General features: G+C 67.7%; 18 protein-coding genes. 9 read left to right on the plus strand and 9 right to left on the minus strand.

Annotated features, from left to right (window positions below; genetic code table 11):
- Positions 1-9 precede the first annotated feature (9 nt).
- From ACWGKN_RS11725 to ACWGKN_RS11735, 3 genes are all read right to left on the minus strand, one after another.
- Positions 10-1,245 (minus strand): glycosyltransferase, encoded by a 1,236-nt coding sequence (locus tag ACWGKN_RS11725; protein WP_452095256.1) that lies wholly within the window; start codon positions 1,243-1,245, stop codon positions 10-12.
- Entirely contained in the window at positions 1,242-1,910 is a 669-nt protein-coding gene (locus ACWGKN_RS11730; RefSeq protein ID WP_035229013.1) for a DUF5752 family protein, read from the minus strand. Before ACWGKN_RS11730 ends, ACWGKN_RS11725 begins: the two co-directional genes overlap by 4 nt.
- 250 nt (positions 1,911-2,160) lie before the next feature.
- Positions 2,161-4,854: a bifunctional acetate--CoA ligase family protein/GNAT family N-acetyltransferase gene (locus ACWGKN_RS11735; protein ID WP_452095257.1), complete on the minus strand. Its 2,694-nt coding sequence runs from the start codon at positions 4,852-4,854 to the stop codon at positions 2,161-2,163.
- Positions 4,855-5,011: 157 nt separating this feature from the next.
- Between ACWGKN_RS11735 and ACWGKN_RS11740 the strand changes: the two genes are divergently transcribed.
- The 6 genes from ACWGKN_RS11740 to ACWGKN_RS11765 all read left to right on the plus strand — a co-directional run bounded on the left by ACWGKN_RS11740 (position 5,012) and on the right by ACWGKN_RS11765 (position 10,690).
- The gene (locus ACWGKN_RS11740) at positions 5,012-5,500 is read left to right on the plus strand and encodes an MlaD family protein (RefSeq protein WP_452095258.1); all 489 of its coding nucleotides are present in this window, start codon (positions 5,012-5,014) and stop codon (positions 5,498-5,500) included.
- Between the two features lie 83 nt (positions 5,501-5,583).
- Positions 5,584-6,009: a CAP domain-containing protein gene (locus ACWGKN_RS11745; RefSeq protein ID WP_052159888.1), complete on the plus strand. Its 426-nt coding sequence runs from the start codon at positions 5,584-5,586 to the stop codon at positions 6,007-6,009.
- Positions 6,010-6,025: 16 nt separating this feature from the next.
- Positions 6,026-6,493 carry a flavodoxin family protein gene (locus tag ACWGKN_RS11750; RefSeq protein WP_035229007.1) on the plus strand — a complete coding sequence of 156 codons (468 nt, stop codon included), beginning with the start codon at positions 6,026-6,028 and terminating at the stop codon, positions 6,491-6,493.
- 75 nt (positions 6,494-6,568) lie between these two features.
- Positions 6,569-7,531 (plus strand): amidohydrolase family protein, encoded by a 963-nt coding sequence (locus ACWGKN_RS11755; RefSeq protein ID WP_452095259.1) that lies wholly within the window; start codon positions 6,569-6,571, stop codon positions 7,529-7,531.
- Entirely contained in the window at positions 7,510-10,143 is a 2,634-nt protein-coding gene (locus ACWGKN_RS11760) for a sigma 54-interacting transcriptional regulator (protein ID WP_452095260.1), read from the plus strand. Before ACWGKN_RS11755 ends, ACWGKN_RS11760 begins: the two co-directional genes overlap by 22 nt.
- Before the next feature lie 238 nt (positions 10,144-10,381).
- Entirely contained in the window at positions 10,382-10,690 is a 309-nt protein-coding gene (locus ACWGKN_RS11765) for a hypothetical protein (RefSeq protein WP_035229004.1), read from the plus strand.
- A 153-nt stretch (positions 10,691-10,843) separates the two neighbouring features.
- Here ACWGKN_RS11765 and ACWGKN_RS11770 read toward each other — a convergent pair whose 3' ends face one another.
- Positions 10,844-11,167 carry a hypothetical protein gene (locus tag ACWGKN_RS11770; RefSeq protein ID WP_452095261.1) on the minus strand — a complete coding sequence of 108 codons (324 nt, stop codon included), beginning with the start codon at positions 11,165-11,167 and terminating at the stop codon, positions 10,844-10,846.
- Positions 11,168-11,265: 98 nt separating this feature from the next.
- Between ACWGKN_RS11770 and ACWGKN_RS11775 the strand changes: the two genes are divergently transcribed.
- The gene (locus tag ACWGKN_RS11775) at positions 11,266-11,556 is read left to right on the plus strand and encodes a hypothetical protein (RefSeq protein ID WP_424254581.1); all 291 of its coding nucleotides are present in this window, start codon (positions 11,266-11,268) and stop codon (positions 11,554-11,556) included.
- Between the two features lie 17 nt (positions 11,557-11,573).
- Positions 11,574-12,740 (plus strand): nucleotidyltransferase family protein, encoded by a 1,167-nt coding sequence (locus ACWGKN_RS11780; RefSeq protein WP_452095262.1) that lies wholly within the window; start codon positions 11,574-11,576, stop codon positions 12,738-12,740.
- A gap of 89 nt (positions 12,741-12,829) precedes the next feature.
- Here ACWGKN_RS11780 and ACWGKN_RS11785 read toward each other — a convergent pair whose 3' ends face one another.
- From ACWGKN_RS11785 to ACWGKN_RS11800, 4 genes are all read right to left on the minus strand, one after another.
- Positions 12,830-13,285, minus strand: coding sequence for a YaiI/YqxD family protein (locus tag ACWGKN_RS11785; RefSeq protein ID WP_452095263.1), 456 nt, complete (start codon positions 13,283-13,285; stop codon positions 12,830-12,832).
- A 69-nt stretch (positions 13,286-13,354) separates the two neighbouring features.
- On the minus strand, positions 13,355-13,795 hold the full coding sequence (locus ACWGKN_RS11790) for an RNA recognition motif domain-containing protein (RefSeq protein WP_452095264.1): 441 nt from the start codon (positions 13,793-13,795) through the stop codon (positions 13,355-13,357).
- Positions 13,796-14,148: 353 nt separating this feature from the next.
- Positions 14,149-14,574 carry a universal stress protein gene (locus tag ACWGKN_RS11795; RefSeq protein ID WP_035228997.1) on the minus strand — a complete coding sequence of 142 codons (426 nt, stop codon included), beginning with the start codon at positions 14,572-14,574 and terminating at the stop codon, positions 14,149-14,151.
- 11 nt (positions 14,575-14,585) lie between these two features.
- Positions 14,586-15,326 (minus strand): TerC family protein, encoded by a 741-nt coding sequence (locus tag ACWGKN_RS11800; protein ID WP_035228995.1) that lies wholly within the window; start codon positions 15,324-15,326, stop codon positions 14,586-14,588.
- Positions 15,327-15,681: 355 nt separating this feature from the next.
- Here ACWGKN_RS11800 and ACWGKN_RS11805 point away from each other — a divergent pair, with 355 nt between their 5' ends.
- A complete protein-coding gene (locus ACWGKN_RS11805; RefSeq protein ID WP_452095265.1) occupies positions 15,682-16,803 on the plus strand; it encodes a S1C family serine protease in 1,122 nt (373 codons plus the stop codon).
- A gap of 19 nt (positions 16,804-16,822) precedes the next feature.
- Here the strand turns inward: ACWGKN_RS11805 and ACWGKN_RS11810 are convergent, their stop codons facing one another.
- Positions 16,823-19,318, minus strand: a complete 2,496-nt coding sequence (locus tag ACWGKN_RS11810; protein ID WP_452095266.1) for a hypothetical protein — start codon at positions 19,316-19,318, stop codon at positions 16,823-16,825.
- Positions 19,319-19,376 lie beyond the last annotated feature (58 nt).

Raw genomic sequence — 19,376 nt, forward strand, 5'->3', positions numbered from 1 at the left:
GTCACCCTTCTACATCTCGATCCGTTCCACCCCCTTCTGCATGGTGGCGATCATCAGGGTGAGATATTCGCGCAGGTGCCGGGTGACGAGGAAGTTCTGGTGCACGAATTCGTTGGCCTTGCGGCCCATCTCCTCGAGCTTGTCCCGGTTCTTGAGGAGGTAGCGGATGCGCAGGGCCGCTCCCTCGGGGGTGTTGACCAGGAAGCCGGTGTGGTGGTTGATGACCTGCAGCCGGATGCCGCCGGTATCGCCGCCGATCACCGGCCGGCCCTTCCACATCGCCTCGGTCACGGTCAGGCCGAAGCCCTCCCGGGTCGATTTCTGCACGCAGATGGTCGAGGCCCGCTGCAGGGCGTTGATCTCCCGATGGGCATCGGAGGGCAGCAGCAGGACATGGATATCGGGGTCGTCGCCGGCGGCCGCCCGCACCTCCCGCAGGACCTCCTCCCCCTCCGGGTCGTCACTGGCCCCGCCGCCGGCCAGCACCAGCTGCACCGGGGTGAACTCCTTCACCAGCCGAAAGGCATGGATCACCCCCAGCGGGTCCTTGAACCGATCGAACCGCGACACCTGGGTGATCAGCGGCAGCTCGGGATTCATGGCGTAGCGGGCGAAGACCCCGTGGACCTCGTCCGGGTACAGGGCGATGTTTTTCTGGCTCAGCGGGTCGATGCTGGGGGCGATCAGGTAGAGGGGGTGGGGCAGCGGCTGGGCGAAATCGGCGAGCGACCAGATGCTGGCGTCATAGCCGACCACGAAATTGCGCAGATATTTCCACACCGCCCGATACGGGTGGCTCAAATCGATATGGCAGCGCCACACCCACTTGCCCCGGCGGCCGGGGCACAGCTGCAGCAACGGCGCCGGCTGCGGGTCGTGGATGAAGACGAAGTCGGCCTCCTCCAGCTTGGTCCGCATCCGTTCGGCATTGTCCTGGTTGGCCTTTTCATAGGCCTTCAGCAGCGCCGGGGGGATCAGCACCGGATTGCCCTGCAGTCCGTTATGGAAGCTCTTGGTGCACTGGTAAAAGTCGCGGTCGCCGCTGACGACCTCCCACTCGGCCTCCAGCCCCAGTTCGTTCTTGAACGGGATCAGCCAGTTGAGGATCTCCGCCACCCCGCCGCCCTCCCGGGTCGAGTTGACGTGCACGACCTTCATCCCCTGCAGCGGCCGGGCCAGCTGTTTCAATTGATCGATAACCACAGCGCCGACGATCTCGGCATAATCGTCCAGTAAGTTGGTCATGGTCGTTCCTCCTCGGACTGACATTCCTGGAAGGCGGTCTCGAGTTCCTGCCGCAATGCGGCCAGCGTGGTGAAGTACGGGTCGATCCGGTTGATCCGGCCGATCAGCTCCTCGCAGGCTTCCTCCTCAAAGTCGTAGAACCACTCGACGAAATCGCTTTTCCCCTGGCTGGTCCGGCGGCGGGCGTCGATGAAGTGATAGAAGATCGAGCCCAGCGACATCCTGGCGATGCGGTCGGCCATTTCCCGGGGGTGGGCGATGCGGATGCCGGTATCGAAGACGACGATCTGCGACCGGGTAAATTTAAAGCGTTGCCCGGAGCGGGCCCAGGGCACGTATTCACTCTCCGACAGCCGCTCGTCGATCACATCGATCAGTTCCTGTCGCAATCCCTCGATATCCTGCTGATGATGGCTGGGGTCGACGATCGCCAGCCGCTCCGCCAGGCGGCTGTCGTGGAGGCTGCGCCAGGCCCAGGCGGCAAAGTCGTTCTGGTATTCCGGCTCATCGAAGGCGGAGCGCAGCATGCCGCCCCAGAAATGGTAATAGATGCAGCCGGGATGGATGGTCTTGACCCGATCGCTCAGTTCACGCAGGTTCTGGGCTTCCTCCCCGGTGGCGATGGAAATGAGGGTGCAATCCTTGACAACAAACGGAGTCGCCATACGTTCCTCGTTTTGTTTTGCGATTCAGAATGGTCCCAGCGGATGGTCCGGGCATCAGGCGGGCTCAATGACAGACGGCGGGACTGTGGGCCGCGGTCCGGCCTCGTCCTCGCGGTGTCGTAGCGGGCTCCGCTTCAGTGATGATTATATCGCAACGGCGGCCCGCTGCAAAGCCTATCGCCCGAAAACTCCTGTCGCCCGGCCGGAGTCGGTCTCCCCGAAGGCGCCATGCGGTTCGGGCCGCCCGCCGTCACAGGCCGAGGGAGACATACATGACCCCCGGATCCTCCCGCTCCGCCTTGACCGAAAAACCAAAGGCCCGGCAGAGTTTGAGCATGGGCTTGTTGTCGGCCAGCACCTCGCCGAAGATCTCGCCGATCCCCCGGCCGCGGCCATAATCGATGATCCGGCGCATGAGCATCGGCCCCAGCCCCAGGCCGGTCTTGTCATGGCGCAGCAGGATCGCGAACTCGGCCCGCTCATGGTCCGGGTCGGCGCTGATCCGCACCCCGCCGTACAGCTCGGCGCCGCCCTCCCGATCCCGGCCCTCGACCACCAGGGCCATCTCGCGGTCATAGTCGATCTGGGTCAACCGGGCCGCCTGGTCGTGGGGCAGGACATTCATCATATGGAGAAAGCGCAGCCGGATCTCCTCCGGCGACAGGCTGGCGAAGATCTGCTGGAAACCGGGCTCATCCTCCGGGCGGACCGGCCGGATCAGGAGATTGCGGCCGTCCGGCAGGACCAGGCGCTCCTCCAGTTCCCGGGGATAGGGCAGAATCGCCAGCCGCTCCATCGCCGGACCTTCGGCCCTGGCCACCCGGATGCGGGCGTCGAGCGCCATCACCCCGTGCTCGTCGGCGATGAGGGGGTTGATGTCGAGCTCGGCGATCTCGGCCAGATCGCAGACCAGCTGCGACACCTTCACCAGGGTCAGGGCGACAGCGTCGAGGTCGGCCGCCGGGGTCCCCCGGTAGCCCTGGAGCAGGCCGTAGACCCGGGTCCGGGTCATCATCTCGCGGGCCAGGTGCATGTTGAGCGGCGGCAGGGCCAGGGCCTTGTCGCCGATGACCTCGACGGCGACGCCGCCATGGCCGAAGAGGAGCACCGGGCCGAAGTGGCTGTCGTCGATCATGCCGACGATCAGCTCATGGGCCTGGGGGCGATGGACCATCGGCTGCACCGTAAAGCCGTCGAGTCGGGCATCGGGGCGCAGGCCGCGCACCCGTTCGAGCATCGCCGCGGCATTGGCGCGGACCACCGCCGGGGTCTCGAGGCTGAGGCTGACCCCGCTGACCTCGGACTTGTGGACGATGTCCGGCGACAGGATCTTCAGGGCCACCGCGCCGCCGATACCGGCCGCCACCGCCGCGGCCTCCTCCGGCGTGGCGCAGACATGGCTGGGGACGACCGGGATGGCGTAGGCGGCCAGCACCGCCTTGGCCTCGACCTCGGTCAGCCAGTCCCGACCGGCCGCCAGGGCCGCGGCGACGATCCGCCGGGCGGCGGCGGGGTCCGGGGTGAAGGCCTCGGGAACCGTCGGCGGGGTCTCCATCAGCATCGCCTGACTGTTGCGGTACCGCACCATCTGCATGAAACCGCGCACCGCCTGGGTCGGGGTCTCGTAGGTCGGAATCCGATTCTCGGTCAGCAGCCGCCGGGCCTCGAGGGCCGACCCATCCCCGAGCCAGCAGGTCAGCACCGCCTTGCGGTTGTAGAGCGACATCCGGTCCTTGAGCGTGGCGATCACCGCCCGGGCGGCGTCGGCGGCCGAGGCCACCGCCGTCGGGCAGTTGATGACGAGCACGGCATCGCTTTGGTCGTCGCCCACCAGCGCCTCGAGGGCGGCGGCATAGCGGCTGCCGGGGGCGTCGCCGATGATGTCGACCGGATTGCCGTGCGACCAGGTGGGCGGCAGGACCGCGTCGAGGCGGTCGACGGTGGCCGGCGCCAGATCCGCCAGGCGGCCGCCCCTTTCGATCAGGGTGTCGGTGGCCATCACCCCCATGCCGCCGCCGTTGGTCAGGATCGCCAGGCGGTCGCCGGGGACCTGGCGGACCATCGCCAGGGTCTGGACCGCATCGAACAGGGCCTGCATATCCTTGACCCGCAGCATCCCGGCCCGGGCGAAGGCGGCGTCGTAGACCGCGTCGGCCCCGGCCAGGGCCCCGGTATGGGAGGCGGCGGCCCGGGCCCCCTCGGCGTAGCGGCCGGCCTTGACGACGATCACCGGCTTGATCCGGGCCGCGGCCCGGGCGGCGGACATGAACTTGCGGGGGTGGGTGACCGCCTCGATGTAGAGCAGGATCGCCCGGGTGGCGATGTCGGCCGCCAGGTAGTCGAGCATGTCGCCGAAATCGACATCGACCATGTCGCCGAGGGAGACGCAGTGCGAAAAACCGATCCGCCGCGAGGTGGCCCAGTCGAGCACCGCCGTCAACACCGCCCCGGACTGGGCGACGAAGGCGAGGTTGCCGGCCAGGGGCGGGACATGGGCGAAACTGGCGTTGAGGGCGACCCCCGGGACCATCACCCCCAGGCAGTTGGGGCCGATGATGCGCAGCAGGTGGGGCCGGGCCGCGGCCAGCATCGCCTCGGTGCGGGCCCGGCCGGCGGCCGAGCCGCCTTCGCCGAACCCGGCGGTGATGACCACCGCCGCCTTGCAGCCCCGCCGACCGAGCTCGTCGACCAGGCCGGGGACGGTATCCGGCGGGGTGGCGATGACCGCCAGATCCGGGGTCCGCGGCAGGGAGGCGACGTCCGGATAGGCGGTCAGCCCGGCGATGACGGGGTATTTGGGGTTGACCGGAAAGATCTCCCCGGCGAAGCCGGCGCCGAACAGGTTGCCGGCCAGCACGCCGCCCACCGTCCCCGGTTTGTCGTTGGCGCCGATCAGGGCCACCGAGGCCGGGGCGAAGATATGGTTGAGATTTCTCACCGTCATGATTGCCTCACTGGTGTTGGTTGGGGAGGGAACAGATTCATGGTATTGGAGCGCTCCCCGCTTGTCAAGGCCGGCCCCCGCCGACACTACCGTCAATCCCGCTCTTGACGGCAGGCCTCTTCCTTGGGTACCTTGAAATAAATAGCGGAGAACCGACATGAAAAAGATCTGGCTCGTACTGCTCGCGGTGGCCGTGCTCGGCGGCGCCGGCTTTGGCCTGTGGCAGCTGTACCAGCGCAACAACAGCGTCACCGTCGTCTTTGCCGACGCCGGCGGGATCACCCCGGGCACCGGGGTATGGATGGCCGGGATAAAGGTCGGTCGGGTCCTGGGACTGCAGGTCGCCGGCGACGGCGTCGAGATAAGGCTCTTCCTCGGCAAAGAGGTGCGGCAGCAACTGACGGAGACCGCCCTGTTCGTCATCGATCCCGGCCCCGCCCAGGGAGGGCGGCCGGTGCTGCGGGTCAAGGCCGGCGCCGGGGGCACCCCCCCGCTGGCGGCCAACTCCCGCCTGCGGGGGGTCAACTCCTTCGCCCTGTGGCAGCTGGACGATTACTCGCAGAAGGTGCTGGAGTTCATGAACGAACCGCAACTGCAGGAGGGGATCAAACGCCTGGAGCAGTTCGGCAACGAGTTGAGGAAATAACGTTTAAACGTTTAAACGTTTAAACGTTTAAACGCCTAAACGCCTAACCGCCTAAACGCCTGAACGTTCCAAGAGGTTGGAAAATGAGATCGGCCACCGTCTTGCTCATCCTGCTGGCGCTGACCGCCTGCGCGGCGCCGCCGGTCCCGGTCCCGGCCGAGGACAGCGGCTACAGCCGGGCCCTGCTCGAGCGGATCAACCTCTACCGCCTCGAGCACGGGCTCAACCCGCTGCGGCCCGACACCGGACTGGCCCGGCTGGCCAGGGGGCACTGCACCGAGATGTTCCAGCGGCAGAAGATGAATCACCGCCACTTCAAGGATCGTCTGGCACAGGCCGGCAGCCGTCTCTGCATCGAGAACGTCGGCTGGAACTTCGTCTCGCCGCTGCAGATGTTCGACGGCTGGCGGGAGTCGCGGGGCCACAACCGCAATCTGCTCGAGGACAGGGTCAACCGGGTCGGCATCGCCGAGATCGGCCGCTATGTGACCTATTTCGCCTGCGACTAGCCTCAGGAAACGGAACATGGAGACAAAAAAGAAATCGATTCTGGTGATCTACCACTCCCGGGGCGGCACCATGGAACGCATGGCGCACCGCTTCGCCCGCGGCGCCGCCAGGGAGGAAGCCATCACGGTGATCCTCAAAAGAGCGGCCGATGCCGGTATCGACGACCTGCTGCACTGCAGCGCCATCGCCATCGGCACGCCGGAATATTTCGGGACGATGGCCGGGATGATCAAGGATTTTTTCGACCGGACCTACGAGGCCGCCCGGGAGCGGACCATCGGCCTGCCGTTCGTGATCTTCGTCTGTGCCGGCAACGACGGCCGGGGGGCGATCACCCAGATCGAACGGCTGGCCGCCGGCTACAAATGGCACAAAGTCCAGGAGCACTTCCGGGTAGTGGGCGCCCCGACCGAACCGCAGTTGGCCGACCTCGAGGAGCTGGGCCAGACCCTGGCCGCCGGGGTCGATTTCGGTATCTTCTGACGCCCGTTCCGGCCGATACGGTGATGATGACCCTGCCGCCTGCGGCGCCACCCTCAACCTTTTGACATTGCCGCCATGATGCTCCATCCGAACATGCCGTCGCTTCATGACCGGGAAGAGGCGAGTGTTCCCCCCGATCTCCCCGCCGTCATCGACGCCCATGTCCACATCTTTCCCGACGCCCTTTTTGCGGCGGTCCGCAACTGGTTCGATCAGCATGGCTGGCGCATCCGCTACCGGCTGGGATCGGCCGAGATCATCGAGTTCCTGCTGTCGCGCGGCGTCGGCCATGTCATCGCCTTGCAGTATGCCCATAAACCCGGCATCGCCACCCAGCTGAACGACCACATGGCGGCGATCTGCCGCCGCTACGCCGGCCGGGTCACCGGGATGGCCACCGTCTTCCCCGGCGAGGAGGGTGCCGAGGAGTTGCTGCAGCAGGCCTTCGCCGCCGGTCTGGGCGGGCTCAAACTGCACGCCCATGTCCAGTGCTTCGACATGAACGGCGCGGCAATGCAGCCGCTCTACGACTGCTGCCGGCGCAACGGCAAACCGGTGGTGATGCATGTCGGCCGGGAACCGAAGAGCGAGGCCTACCGCTGCGACCCGTACGTGCTGTGCCGTGCGCGCAAGCTGGAACGGGTGCTGCAGGAGTTCCCGGGTCTCAAGGTCTGCGTGCCCCACCTGGGCCTCGATGAAATCGCCGCCTACCGGGAGCTGATCGAGAAGTACGACCATCTCTGGCTCGACACGACGATGGCCCTGGCCGGCTACTTCCCGCTTCAGGAGGACATCGATATCGGCCGCTACCGCTCCGACCGGGTCATGTACGGTTCCGATTTTCCCAACATCCCCTATGCCTGGGACCGGGAACTGCAACGGCTGCAGGCCGCCCGACTCCCACCCCGGGCCCTGGCGGCCCTGCTGCATGGCAATGCGATCGATTTCTTCGGCCTGCCGGGGACAGCCGGCACCGCCGGAACCGGGGAACAACGTATGGAAATGGTGGGTGGCCCATGCCCGAACAGGATGACCTGATACGGAACCTGCAGAGGTCCGCCCTCTTCCAGGACGTCGACCCCGCCGAGGTGGAACGGCTCATCGCCGCCGGGCAATGGCGGACCGTCGAACAGGGCCGGTACGTCTATCGCCAGGGTGAAAGCGACTGCCGTTTCCATATCATCGCCGACGGCGAGGCCGAGCTGACGATGGATGTCGACGGCGGCGACCAGTTCCTCGTCAGCCGCATCGGCCCCGGCGGCCACTTCGGCGAGACCGCCCTGCTGACCAACAGCACCCACAGCATCGATGTCCGGGCCCTGACCGCCCTCTCCCTGCTGTGCTTCGACGCCGAGGCCTTCAACCACGAGCTGCTCGCCAACCAGGTCATCCAGCGTCGGCTCTGCATCGGCCTGGCCCGACGGCTGCGGGTATCGTACCATGACCACGCCGGCGCCCTGGCGAAGAGCAGATACCCCCGCCGCAGTTCCGAGCACAACCTCGACCCGACCTTCTTTTCGGGACCGACATCGACGGCGGGAGCGGCGAGAGGGATGGCGGCGGGGCAGCCGCCGGAATCGACCATCGCCCGGCAGATCATGGCCGCGGCGAAAAAATTCAGCTCCTCCCTTGCCCCGGTGCTGATCACCGGCGAGAGCGGCACCGGCCGCCGCATGGCGGCCTATGAGATCCACCGGGCCAGCGCCCACGGGGCCGGGCCGTATTTCGAGGTCGATGTCCGCGATTTCGATTCCGCCCAGCTGGAGATGGAACTGTTCGGCAACGAGCGGGAATCCTTCGCCTTCTCGCTGATCGACCGGCTCGGCGTGTTCGAGCGGTCGCAGGAAGGCACGGTCGTCCTCTACAACGCCGAATTGCTGGAGCCCGACTTCCAGCGCGAGTTGGCGGGCATCATCAAGCGCGGCTTCTTCACCAAGGTCGCCGGCGACGTCCGGATCCCCCTCCGCTCCCGGATCATCCTGATCTGCAACGATACACCGCGGATGGAGGATGGTCACAACCGGCTGCTGCCCACGCTCTACGCCCTGGTGGCCAACCGCCATTTCCGGATGGCCCCGCTGCGCGCCCACCGCCGCGATATCCCGCGGCTGATCCAGTACTACCTCCAACGCTACAGCCTGCAGTACGGCAAGACCGTCACCCGGGTGGACGACCGGACCCTCGGGACATTCATGAACTACGACTGGCCGGGCAACCTGGCCGAAATGGCCAGCGTCCTGCAACGGGCGGTCATCCTCGGCCGCAGCAACGAAGCCCTGAGCAATCAGGTCCTGCTCGGCATGCCGAAGACCGAAGGCAAATGGGAGTTCAACCTGCTGCGGCTGCGGGCGGTGCGTTCGTTCGTCACCAGCCGCTTCTACCCGCTGCTGCCGAAGGCGCTGGTGGGACTCTGTTTTGCCCTGGTACTGGTCGCGCTCGTGTTCGGTCCGGCGGCACCGGAAAAGAATATCGGCCTCACCCTCAGCTGGGTGGTGGGATGGCCGCTGATGATCTTTTCCTTCTTTTTCCTGGCCCGCACCTGGTGCAGCGTCTGCGGCCTGTCGGTGCCCGGCTGGCTGGCGCAGTCGGTGTTCAAGCCGGAGAGGCCGACCCCGGCGTTCATCCGCAGGTATTCCGGGTGGATCATGGCCGGGCTCTGCACCCTGCTGTTCTGGATCGAGATCACCTGGAACGCCTACCAGTCGCCGCGCCTCACCGCCGCGATCATCACCGCCATCACCCTGGGTGCCCTGGTGTTCAGCATCTTCTTCAAACGCCGGGTGTGGTGCCGCTACCTCTGCCCGCTCGGGGCGATCAACGCCATCTTTTCGATGCCGTCGACCCTCGAGCTGCGCGCCAACTCCCACATGTGCATGAACCGCTGCACCGACCATGTCTGTTATACCGGCAACGACACGTCCCCCGGCTGCCCGATGTTCCGCCACCCGTTCCTGGTCGACAACAACCGCGATTGCATCCTCTGCGGCCAATGCATCAAGAACTGCCGGCTGGACTCGATCCATCTCAACCTCCGCCTCGCCCCCCAGGAACTGTGGAACATGCAGGCGCCGCGCCTCGAGGACAGCATCCTGGTGATCGTCCTGGCCGCGGTCTTCTTCCCCTTCGCCGTCAACCTGAAATACCCCGGCCTGGTCGCCGGCTGGGCCGCAACCGGGAACGGCTTCGGACTCCCCCTCAGCCCGGTGCCGGTGTCGAGCATCTTCTTCTTCGGCTGCATCCTGATCTACCTCGGCGGCGCGGCGCTCCTGTCGCAGATCATGGCCCGGCTCACCGGCAACAGCTGGAAGGCGACCGCCTCGATCATCGGCTACGGCATGATCCCGCTGGTGCTCAGCGCCTTCATGGCGGCCCACCTGGAGATCTTCGTCGGCGGCCTCGGGCTGCTGCCGGCCAACATCCTCGATCTCGCCGGCAGCGGCGGCAATTACGGCGCCCCCCGGATCATGAGCCCCGACGCCGCGTTCGTCCTCCAGGCGATCACCGTGGCCGGCGGCCTGATCGCCGCCCTCTACGCCTCCCACCGCATCATCAAACGGCTGTTGATCGCCCGCCGCTATTCCCTGAAGATGTTCGCCGTGCCGGCCTTCTGTCTCTGCCTGTACGCCGTTGTCAGTCTCCGGCTCGTCTGATCCGGGGCCGAGCACCGCTGCAGCCGCCGTCGCCGCCCCAATTTCTGCAGTGATCAGGAAGAGATATTCCGCCAGGCAGCCAACCGGGTGAGGTTGCGGTGATGCATCGACGAAAACAACAAAAAAGAGTGAAAATTCCATTTTTGTCCGTTATCATGGGAACGAGATACATTCTCAATACGATGATTTGGCGAACACCCAACCAGCAAAATTTTTGACACCGGTCCCGTATCCCCAGATGACTCGACGACAGAATCTCTCCTCGGCTGCCGAGCCGCCGATATCGTGCGGACCGCACTCCCCCGACTCCGCTGCCGGGGAGTACAACGCCGGCGATCCCCGGCCCGAAAACCCTCCGGGTCTGCCGGTCGTGCTTGACGACTTCGACGCCGAGGCGATGGCGCGGCGCAGGCTGCTGAAGCTCGCCGCCTACACCGTCCCGATCGTCGTCGGATCACTCCTTCTGCCCCAGGCGGCCGCGGCAAGTTCGATCTGTATTCCGAACGAAAACTGCAGCCCGAACGACCCGGACTGCAATCCGAAATAACTCCGCCTCCACCGAAAGTCAGCCGCGTGCATCCCTCATCGCCGACGACGCCCCTCCGGGATCGGCCAGCCCCCCCGTCCCTGCCGCCGACGACCAGCCGCCGGTGTGGTTTGTCGGCCCGGGCGGCGCTTTCTTCGCCTCCCACCGTCCAGATCATCTCATCTTTTTTGACGCCGGTGACGCAGTTGTGCTCGAGCTCCACGGCGACCTCGCCGACCAGCTGGCGGAATGCGGCCGGCAGGGGCGGCCGCCATCGCCGATGCGGCACGACTCGGCTTCAGGCAGGTGCAGCCGACCGGCGGCGATCCGCTGCTCTGCCCTTTCCTGCTCGAGGTGGTGGCGACGGCGCACGCCGCCGGTCTCGAGGTCGAGGTCTTCACCAACGGCCTGCTCCTCGGTCCGGCCCTGCTCGACTCGCTCCTCGCCTATGACGTCCGGTTTGCCTTCAGCCTCTACGGCGCCGATGCCGCGACCCATGACCGCGTCTCCCGGCCCCCCGCGAGGACCTCGTCGCCGCCGGCTTCACCATCACCGATACCCAATGGGTCTGCGGCGACGGCCGAATCATCGGGTCGTTGCGCCTTTCGCCCCCTCCGGCCCTGGCCTGGAACAGCCTGGCCCCGCCCCGGCTCGACCATTGCCTGTTTCTCGAACGCGGGCCGCTGGCCATCGAGCCCCTCAGCCCCGGTCAGGCCCTGCTCCGTCTCTGGCCGCAGCGGGTGCGACGGAGCGACGGCCGTGAACCGTGGGAGCCGGGGGCGCTCGCCGTCCGGCTGGCGGGGGTGTCGTTCGCCGTGCTGCGCACCGCGCGCATCGACCAGCTCGCCCCGGCGGTCGCGACGTGGTTGCGGGAGAACAGAACATGACCGGGATGAGACCGAATATGGATCCGGGTGCCGCCCTGCCCCCGCTCAAAAGGGCGCTGGCGGTGGCATTGATGGGTGATATCAGCGAAGAGGCCCGCCGCGCGGTCCTGGCCGGGGTGACCGACGCCGATGCCGTCCGCATCGCCGTCGAAGAGGAAGATGTCCTGCCGCTGCTCGCCTGGCGGATCGAGCGGCTCGGCCTCCTCGATGCCGGGTCCTGGCGGCCGCTGCGGCACCGCCTGCAGATCGCGATGGCGGTGGCGCGGGCGGAGGCCGACTGGCGCCGGCGCTGCGTGTCCCATGTGCTCGGCGCGCTCCGCACCGCCGGCATCGCTGCCGTGCCGATCAAGGGGATCTGGCTGGCCGAGCGGCTGTATCCCGAACCGTGGTGCCGCCGGATGGGGGATGCCGATATGGTCGTCGCCGGCGAACCACGGACGATCCTCGACCGGCTGGCCGGGCACGGGATAGGGCCGAAGAGCGACGACCCGGCGATCCTCGCCCATGCCTGCAGCGAAGGCGACGAAATCACCGTCTACGCCCGCTGGCCGGGGGCCTCGGCCATCGATCTCCATTTCCGGCTCTACCCCGATATGCCGCTGACCGCCGCCGCCGAGATCATCGCCCGGGCCGAGCCCGATGCCTGCCTCGGGATCGAGGTCCTGGCCCCCGCCCCGGCCGACCACCTCATCGTGGTGGCCCACCACCTGATCCTGGGGACGGCGAAACCTCCGTGGCGCTGGTGGCTCGACGTGGACCTGGCGGCCCGTGCGGTCACGGACTGGCACACCGTGGCCTCCCGCTCGATCGGCTGGGGCAACCCGGCCATCGTGCTTATCGCCCTCGCCGGGGCGCACCAACTCTTCGACACACCGCTACCGGACTGGATCTGGGGAGCGCTGGCCGAGGCGCTGACCCCGAACGAGCGCCCGGTGGTCGCCGCCGCCCTGGCGCACGGGGCCTGGCAGGCGGACCGCGACGCGCTGCTGGTCTGTCAATGGCGGGAACGGGGGCTCGGCTGGCGCGACCGTTCCCTGACCCGATTGCTCTGGCCGCATCCCGGCTTCGTCGCCCGCCGCCTCAAGGTCTCATCGACCGCGCCCGGCTTCTGGGTCAAACGCCTCGGCTTCGCCGCCGGCCGCTTCACCCGGGCCGCCCGGGCAGTGGCGCTGTCGAAGTGGTGACCTCGCCACCACGCTGAAAAAGGGGAAGGAACGAACGGTATCGGTACCACGACGACCGGGGCGGCGCTGATTTGCCGCCGCCCCCGCCATCACCGGTTTCGGGCCTGGGCCGTCAGCCAGGCATCGAGCCGGTTGGCGAAGGCCTGGCGGTCGCTCTGCACGAAGGCCGCCGGGCCGCCGGTCTCGACCCCGGTGGACCGCAGGTCGTCGAGAAAATTGCGGATGCTGAGTCTGGCGCCGATGCTTTCGGAGGAATAGATCTCACCGCGCGGATCGAGGGCATGACCGCCCCGCTCGAGGACCGCCGCGGCGAGCGGGATATCGGCGGTGATCACCAGGTCGCCGGGGGCGAGCCGCCGGACGATCTCCTGGTCCGCCACATCCTGACCACTGGCCACGCGGAGGAAGGAGACATGGGCCGTGCGGGGGATCCGGACCAGGCGGTTGGCGACAAACACGGTCTCCACCTTCGCCCGCTCCGCCGCCCGCAACAGGATATCCCGGATCGGCCGGGGACAGGCGTCGGCATCGACCCAGATCCGCATGTTCACTCTCCGCCTGTCAACAGGGGGCGGCGCTCTGCCGTCGCCGCCCGCCGAGGGAAAACGCCGGGATCAGCGATCGCCGCCGCGCCCGCCGCGCCCGCCGCTGTAGCCGCCTTTGCCGCCTTTGCCGCCACCGCTGCCATAACCGCCTTTGCCGCCACTGCCACGGCCGCCGCCATAGCCGCCCCCCTCACCGCCGCGGCCGAAGCCGCCGCCGCCAGGTCCTCCCTTGCCGCCGCCGTAACCGCCCCGATCGTCGCTCCTCTTTTCCGGCGGCCGGGCCTCATTGACCACGAGCGCCCGACCTTTGAGGTCCTTGCCGTTGAGGCCGTCGATAGCGGCCTGGCCCTGTTCCTTGGTGGCCATCTCGACAAAGCCGAACCCCTTGGACCGGCCGCTGAACTTGTCGGTGATGATGGCGACCGATTCCACCTGGCCGAATTGACTGAAGGCCTGCCGCAGGTCTTCCTCCTGCACCTCGTAAGACATATTCCCTACATAGATCTTCATTTCATGCTCCTTTTTAAGTGACGTGGTTGTCCAGCGTTTAACTCCAAGATACGTACCGCCATGAAGCTATCAAGGAATTCTGTCTTCATTCCGTTTATCGTGTGCCATCTCGTGGTTGGAGCCCTCCCCCACGTTCGGTTTGAGATCTCTCCCTCCGGTCGAGATGACACTTCCCTCCCTGTCATTTCGAGCGTAATTCCTGTCATTTCGAGCGCCAGCGAGAAATCTCGTCCTTCCTGGGATATCCCGCCTCGGTCCTGATGACCATCGCGGGAGATCTCTCCCTCCGGTCGAGATGACAGCGGGGGGATGTCGAGATGACAAAAACATGGTCGAGGCGACCATCCCCCTTGTCATTTGACCAGCAGCACCGGGACAGTGGCGTCCCTCAGCACCTCGCGGGCCACCGAGCCCATCAGGACCTCGAGCAGCCCGCCGCGCCCGTGGGTCCCCATGACGATCTTGTCGACCCCGCGTTCCCGGGCGAAGCGAATGATGGTCTCGGCCACGCGGCCGACGGCGATGTGATGGGTGCAGGGCAGCCCGGCGCCATCGAGCAGCGCCCGGGCGCCGGCCAGGGCCGCCAGGCCTTCTTCGCGGTGATAGGCATCGACGTCATCCTGAGTGACGAACATCCGCGCATGCCCGGAGGCAATGGGAAGCTGGACGTTGATGAGGAAGATTTCCAGCGCCGCCCCGCTGGCGGCCAGGTCGAGCACCTGTTTCACCGCCCGTTGGGAGTGGTCCGAACCATCCACCGGGATCAGGATTTTCAGCATAGTCGCCTCCGTTATGGGTTATCGGCAGGATTCGATGGCGAGCCCTTCACCGCCAGATCCGCCAGGGGCACCGCCACAACGGCCCGGCGCCGGGCCAGCAGCGTGCCCACGGCCACCACCAGCAGCGCCCCGGCCGCCGAGACCGCATAGTGCAGCCAGTCCGGGGTCCCGACCAGCCGGGGTTGGACCTTGACGTCGGTGACGATCATGCCGCCGGCGATCCACCCCAGCAGCGCGCCGCCCAGGGTGATGACCGCCGGAAAGCGATCCATCAGCCGCAAGACCAGCTTGCTGCCCCAGACGATGATGGGGATGCTGATCGCGATGCCGGCGATCACCAGGCCCAGGTGGCCCTTGGCGGCGCCGGCGACGGCGATGACGTTGTCGAGGCTCATCACGGCGTCGGCGACGATGATGGTCCTGATCGCTCCCAGCAGGTTGGTGCTGCCCTCGATCCCGGCATGGGCGCCCTCCTCTTCCGGCTGCAGCAGATTGACGCCGATCCACAGCAGCAGGAGCGCGCCGACCACCTTGAGGTACGGCAGCGCCAGCAGCTGCAGGGCGAAGAAGATGAGGACGATGCGCAGGGCAATGGCCCCGACCACCCCCCAGGCGATGCCCTTTTTGCGCTGGTGGGGGGGGAGTTTGCGGCAGGCCAGGGCGATCACCACGGCATTGTCGCCGCCGAGCAGGATGTCGATGGCGATAATCTGCGGCACCGCAAGCCAGAATTGGGAATCCATCACGTCCATCAAATATCCTCAAGGGGACGATGCAGCGGCGACCGGGTGGATCGCTCGGGTCTCTTCACCATATTCTATCTTATTTTCCAACCTTTTTTGAAGTGCCATTCGCCACTCCCGGGCGGCGGCGTCCCGACGGCCCCGCAGTTCCCGCCGGACCGGCCGCATTCCCCACGACGCCATGGTAAAAATTGACACGCTAAGCACTCATCCCGCCGATGGCCAGTGGCGAAAGTCGAGGCTGGATGCATTTTTCCGTTTTCAGCGCAGAAATCCATCCCCATTTCGGTATTGGCCTTTTATATGGTACTGTCGCAGACACCCTTTTCCATCACCCACGACAATCGACCACGAGCCTGACCCCATGATCAGCCATCCGACCCTTCGCCCGCTCCTGCCCGCCCTCCTCTGTCTCCTGCTCGCCCTCCTGCCGGACCCGGGCCTGGGCGCCGAGGCCGCCGCCAACCGGATCGCGACGCTCGCCGCGACCGCCGAGGCCTTCAACGCCGTGGCCGCACAGGCCGGGCCGGCGGTGGTCTACATCCATGTCAAGAAGGTGACGGCGGCAGCGGGCCGGGATGCGGCAGCGGCCGACGACTTCCTCGACGACCCGGCCCTGCGGCGCTTTTTCGGCGAATCAGCGGCCGCCGACGGCCGGGACCGCGACGGCCGCAACACCAGCTACGGCCATGGCTCGGGCTTCATCATCGACGACCGCGGCGCCATCCTCACCAACGCCCACGTCATCGACCAGGCCGTGGAGATCACGGTGCGCCTCGGCGACCGGCGCGAATTCACGGCGAAGGTGGTCGGCCTGGACAAGCAGTCGGATGTCGCCCTGATCCGGATCGCGGCGAGCGGCCTGCCGGTCCTGGCCCTCGGCGACTCCGCGGCACTCAAGGTCGGGGAGTGGGCCCTGGCCATCGGCTCCCCCTTCGAGGGGGTCCAGACCGTCACCGCCGGCATCATCAGCGCCACCGGCCGCAGCAGCGTCGGGATCAGCGAGTACGAGGACTTCATCCAGACCGACGCGGCCATCAACCCCGGCAACTCGGGCGGCCCGCTGGTCGATATCCACGGCCGGGCGATCGGCATCAACACCGCCTACCTCACCCAGACCGGCGGCTACATGGGGGTCGGCTTCGCCATCCCGATCAACATGGCCAGGACCATCGCCCAACGGCTGGAGCAGGACGGCCGCATGACCCGGGCCTGGCTCGGGGTGGGGCTCCAGGACCTGCCCCCCGACCGGCAGCCGACCGCCGCGGGCGCCGCCCTGGTCAGCCGGATCGACGCCGGGGCGCCGGCCGCCCGGTCCGGTCTGCGGCCGGGCGACCTGATCGTGTCGATCAACGGCAGCGCGGTCACCGGGGCCGCCGATCTCCGCAACCGGATCGCCCTCAGCCCCCCGGGTTCGACGGTCACCCTGGTCATTCTCCGCGACGGCCGGCAACGCTCGATCGCCGTGGTGCTGGGCGAGAAATAGCCCGGCGCCGCCGCCGGCCTCACCGGGCCGATCGCTGCAGGACCTTGACCTCGAGGGGCTGGAAATCGAGTTGGAGGGATGAGCCCACGGCTATCGATAGGCCCTGGTCGTAGACCTCCTCCCACAGGGCATTGCGGCCGCCCGGCACCGTGACCGCCGCCCTGGTGTACGTCGGGATGGTGTTGACGCAGAGCAGCATCCGTTCCGCCCCCCTCTCCTTCACGGCGCAATGGACCGCCGGCCGGCCCTGCGGATCGACCCGGTTGACCGACAGCATCTCCACCGCCGCCGGGCCGGGCCGGTTCTCCTGCTCCAGCCACGGCATGATCCGCCCCAGGCGCGCCACCACCCGGCGGAAGTCCTCACGGCCCCGGCGGTCGGCGGTGATGCTCGGGAAGGTGTAGAAGTAAAGGCCCCGGCTGCCGTGGATCACCGCCAGGAAGGCCAGACAGTTCATCTCGGCAAACGTCGGCAGCCGCGGCCAGCCGGCATCGCTCCACTCGCGGCCGCCGAAGGCCTGGACCACCGCCTGCAGCCGGTTGCGGCCGACGACGGCGGCCGCCTGGTCCATCGAGTCCGACAGCCAGGTCAGCGGCATGTGCGGCACCGGGTACTGGTCGAGCATGAAATAGCGGGCGCTGCCGGCGTAATCGCCGATGTTCTGCGGCCGCACCACCGCCATCGCGGTCGCCGTGCCGGGATGGCGGTCGGCCAGGACCAGGGCGATGTCCCGCGCCTGCCAGCGGGGAAAGGAGTGGATCTCCGGCTCGTCGTTGACATAGAAGGCGAAGCGGCCCCGATCGAGGCTGTCGGTCACCGGCGGCAGCGCGAGCAGCAGCTGTTCGGGGTCGCGCGGTACCGCCAGCAGGCAGTGGAGATCGTGGTCGATGCAGGCGGCGGTCGCCGCCGCCGTCAGCGGCAGGACGGCACTGTTGAGCCCGATCTCCTTGATCTGCGGCAGGGTGGCGAGCGTGGCGCCGTAAGCGCCGAGGGGAAAGAACGAGGTATCGGCCGGCACCGCCTTCTCCTGCGGTCCGGCCGCCGCTTCCACCAACTCGGGGTCGCGCAGCCAGAAGGTCGAGCCGGCGACGGAATTGAGAAAGGCGAAGGTGCGGTCCCCCTCGCCCGGCCCGGCCGGGCACTCCGCCGTCACCCGCAGGCGCTGGAAGCGGCCGGCGAGCCGATGGGTGTTGAGGAGGTACTCCCGGCCCCAGATCGCAACCGCCGGATACCCGCCACGCTGCAGGTCGTCACGGAAGAAATCGCCGCTGAAGGCATAGCTCCGGCCCGGAGCGCAGGCGGGGAGCGCCGCCCGCCAGGCCCCCTGGCGATCGAGGCCGGCGGTGATCCCGATGGCCCCGCTCCCGGCGGCGGTTCCCGCCCGGAGCAGGAACTTCGTGTCCCGGACCAGGCCGCCGCTGCCCTGGTGCCAGGACGGGAGGACCGGACGATCCCCGCCGGCCGGGACCGCGAACCCCGGATTGGGGAGGAGGTTGGCCCGGGCCCGGAATCCGGCCAGCGCCGGCCACATCCCTTCCTGCATCCCGGCCTGGCTATAGACCAGAAGCCCCGGCGCCCCGGCGGCGGCGACCGCCGCCACCACCCGGCTGAAGTCGGCGGCGGTAGCCGCATCGCCCTGGACGATCGGCCACACCGGTCCGCCGGTCATGTCGGCGAAATAGGCGGCGATCTCGCCGGTCCAGGCCGCCGGCCGGTCGACCATCCGGTGATAGGCCATCGGCGACACGACATCGACGTAGCGCCCGATCTGCGCCGCATCCTGGGCCAGGCGGAAGGTCACCGCCCCCTGCCGCTCCCCTTTGGTCCAGGGGACGAGGAAGACGCCGAGGCGGCAGCGCTCCCCTGGCCGGGCCTTGTCGATCACCGCCCGCACGTCGCGGACGAAGGAGGTGATCTGCTCCTTCTTCCACCGCAGCCATTGCGCCTCGGCGTGATCATGGATCCAGGCCGCGGCCGCCGCGGTTTTCAGGCCGTCCGGCATCCTGACCCCCTTCTCGACCTGGAACAGCGCCAGGCAGCGGGGGCAGAAGCAGGTGTCGGGGATCTCCGGCCGGCTGCTCTCCCAGCGGCCGGGATAACGGGCAAAATCAAGCCACAGGCCGTCGATGCCGGCGCCGAACTGCCGCAGCCAGGCGGCGGCAAGGGCCAATCGCTCCTCGCGCCAGGTGAAATGGGTCGGGCAGACGCCGCCGAACCGGGCCGGGACCGGCGTACCCGCGGCGGTGATCGGCACCGCGTCCGGAAAGCGCTCCCAGGCGGCGGTGCCGCCGAAGACGTTGAGGGTCAGGAACACCCGGAAGCCCTCCCGCTTCAGCCGGGTGATGATCGCCTGGTCGGGCGGGGCGAAGACATGGGTCACCCCCGCCGGCCGCAGCATCGCGATCGTCCGGTTAAGATCGGCGCCGGAGACGCCGTACATCCCGCGCACCGTCCCGGCCTGGTCGGCCGCCACCGGCCGGGCCAGGAATAGCAGATGAAGAAGCAGAAGGATCAAGGAACACAGGGAGGGAGGTCTTGTCCCCCCGGGGGTCGGAATCCCCACCCTGTTATCC

It is taken from the genome of Desulfoprunum sp., assembly GCF_053613775.1.

Coding starts and splice junctions, on each gene's coding strand:
- ACWGKN_RS11725 (WP_452095256.1), bottom strand. CDS start 1,245: ATGACCAACTTACTGGACGATTATGCCGAGATCGTCGGCGCTGTGGTT.
- ACWGKN_RS11730 (WP_035229013.1), bottom strand. CDS start 1,910: ATGGCGACTCCGTTTGTTGTCAAGGATTGCACCCTCATTTCCATCGCC.
- ACWGKN_RS11735 (WP_452095257.1), bottom strand. CDS start 4,854: ATGACGGTGAGAAATCTCAACCATATCTTCGCCCCGGCCTCGGTGGCC.
- ACWGKN_RS11740 (WP_452095258.1), top strand. CDS start 5,012: ATGAAAAAGATCTGGCTCGTACTGCTCGCGGTGGCCGTGCTCGGCGGC.
- ACWGKN_RS11745 (WP_052159888.1), top strand. CDS start 5,584: ATGAGATCGGCCACCGTCTTGCTCATCCTGCTGGCGCTGACCGCCTGC.
- ACWGKN_RS11750 (WP_035229007.1), top strand. CDS start 6,026: ATGGAGACAAAAAAGAAATCGATTCTGGTGATCTACCACTCCCGGGGC.
- ACWGKN_RS11755 (WP_452095259.1), top strand. CDS start 6,569: ATGATGCTCCATCCGAACATGCCGTCGCTTCATGACCGGGAAGAGGCG.
- ACWGKN_RS11760 (WP_452095260.1), top strand. CDS start 7,510: ATGCCCGAACAGGATGACCTGATACGGAACCTGCAGAGGTCCGCCCTC.
- ACWGKN_RS11765 (WP_035229004.1), top strand. CDS start 10,382: ATGACTCGACGACAGAATCTCTCCTCGGCTGCCGAGCCGCCGATATCG.
- ACWGKN_RS11770 (WP_452095261.1), bottom strand. CDS start 11,167: ATGGGTCGCGGCATCGGCGCCGTAGAGGCTGAAGGCAAACCGGACGTC.
- ACWGKN_RS11780 (WP_452095262.1), top strand. CDS start 11,574: ATGGATCCGGGTGCCGCCCTGCCCCCGCTCAAAAGGGCGCTGGCGGTG.
- ACWGKN_RS11785 (WP_452095263.1), bottom strand. CDS start 13,285: ATGCGGATCTGGGTCGATGCCGACGCCTGTCCCCGGCCGATCCGGGAT.
- ACWGKN_RS11790 (WP_452095264.1), bottom strand. CDS start 13,795: ATGAAGATCTATGTAGGGAATATGTCTTACGAGGTGCAGGAGGAAGAC.
- ACWGKN_RS11795 (WP_035228997.1), bottom strand. CDS start 14,574: ATGCTGAAAATCCTGATCCCGGTGGATGGTTCGGACCACTCCCAACGG.
- ACWGKN_RS11800 (WP_035228995.1), bottom strand. CDS start 15,326: ATGGACGTGATGGATTCCCAATTCTGGCTTGCGGTGCCGCAGATTATC.
- ACWGKN_RS11805 (WP_452095265.1), top strand. CDS start 15,682: ATGATCAGCCATCCGACCCTTCGCCCGCTCCTGCCCGCCCTCCTCTGT.